At 65.3% G+C, this 1,773-nt stretch carries 1 protein-coding gene; it reads right to left on the bottom strand.

The features are described 5' to 3' along the window. Positions 1 to 210 precede the first annotated feature (210 nt). The coding region (locus WCE35_RS04920) for a glutamate synthase-related protein (RefSeq protein ID WP_424592219.1) at positions 211 to 1,773 on the bottom strand (1,563 nt) is incomplete at its 5' end.

Below are 1,773 nucleotides of genomic sequence, written 5' to 3'. Positions count from 1 at the left end.
GCGCGTATTTGCGGTCGTGCCGCTCGATCTCGAGAAAACCTGTGATCTTGCCCATTAAGCCTGGCGTCCCTGCATCCTTACTTGGCCTTCATTACTTCCCGTCATTCCCCCCGTCATTGCGAGGAGCGGAGCGACGAAGCAATCCATGTCTTGCCGCGGCCTTCTGGATTGCTTCGCTGCGCTCGCAATGACGGTCTTGAGCTCTCTTTGTTATGCCCCGATCGCGATTTTCGGCTCGGCGTCGGCGTTGGCCTTCAATTCCTTCAGCGCGCGGCCGTATTCCACCGGCATCACCTTGCGGAATTTCGGCAGCCAGGCCTTCCAGCTGGCGAGGATCTCGGCGGCCTTGTCCGAGCCGGTCAGCTTGGCATGGCGCGTGATCAGCACGTGCAGCCGCTCGACGTCGGACTCGAGCAGGTTCTGGAACACGTCGACCCGGCCATGCGCCTCGAGATCGCCGGAGGCGTGATAGGAATTGGCGTTGATCAGCTCTTCCGACAGCACCGGCTCGAGCTCGACCATCGCCATGTTGCAGAGTTTTGCGAAGTCGCCGGCCTCATCCAGCACATAGGCGATGCCGCCGGACATGCCGGCCGCGAAATTGCGTCCGGTCCTGCCGAGCACGACCACGATGCCGCCGGTCATGTATTCGCAGCAATGATCGCCGGCGCCCTCGACCACCGCGACCGCGCCGGAGTTACGCACCGCAAAACGCTCGCCGGCGATGCCGCGGAAATAGCATTCGCCCTCGATTGCGCCATACATCACGGTGTTGCCGACGATGATGGATTCTTCCGGCACGATGCCGGAGTTGCGCGGCGGCTTGACGATGATGCGTCCGCCGGACAGGCCCTTGCCGACATAGTCGTTGGCTTCGCCCTCGAGATCGAAGGTGATGCCGCGCGCAAGCCAGGCGCCGAACGCCTGGCCCGCGGTGCCCTTGAGGCTGACCTGGATCGTATCCAGCGGCAGGCCGGCATGGCCGTAGATTTTCGCCACCGCCCCCGACAGCATCGCGCCGGCGCTGCGGTTGGTGTTGTTGATTTCCGCTTCGATCCTGACCGGCGCGCCGCGGTCGAGCGCGGCCCTCGCCTTGTCGATCAGCCGGCGGTCGAGCACGTCCTCCAGATGATGGTTCTGGGCCTCGGCGTGATAAATCTTCTGGCCCGGCAGTTCCTTTTGGCGCACGAACAGTTTTGAGAAGTCGAGCCCCTTGGCCTTCCAGTGCGCCGCCAGCGTCGTCTGGTCGAGCATCTGGGTCTGGCCGACCATCTCGTCGAAGCTGCGGTAGCCGAGCTGTGCCATGATCTCGCGCACCTCCTCGGCGACGAAGAAGAAATAGTTGATGACATGCTCGGGCTGGCCGGTGAAGCGCTTGCGCAGCACCGGGTCCTGGGTCGCGACGCCGACCGGGCAGGTGTTGAGATGGCACTTGCGCATCATGATGCAGCCGGCCGCGATCAGCGGCGCGGTGGCGAAGCCGAACTCGTCGGCCCCCAGCAGCGCGCCGATCACCACGTCGCGCCCGGTGCGGAAGCCGCCATCGACCTGCACCACGATGCGGCTGCGCAGCCGCTCGCGCACCAGCGTCTGGTGGGTTTCGGCAAGCCCGATTTCCCACGGCGAGCCGGCGTGCTTGATCGAGGTCAGCGGCGAGGCGCCGGTGCCGCCCTCGAAGCCCGCGATGGTGACATGGTCGGCGCGCGCTTTCGCCACGCCGGCCGCCACCGTGCCGACGCCGACTTCGGAGACGAGCTTGACCGAGACCAGGCC

The sequence above is a fragment of the Bradyrhizobium sp. genome (genome assembly GCF_049691595.1).
Taxonomy (GTDB): Bacteria; Pseudomonadota; Alphaproteobacteria; order Rhizobiales; family Xanthobacteraceae; genus Bradyrhizobium.
The sequence above is the reverse complement of the archived record's forward strand: the minus strand, read 5'-3'. Positions and strand labels throughout refer to the sequence as shown.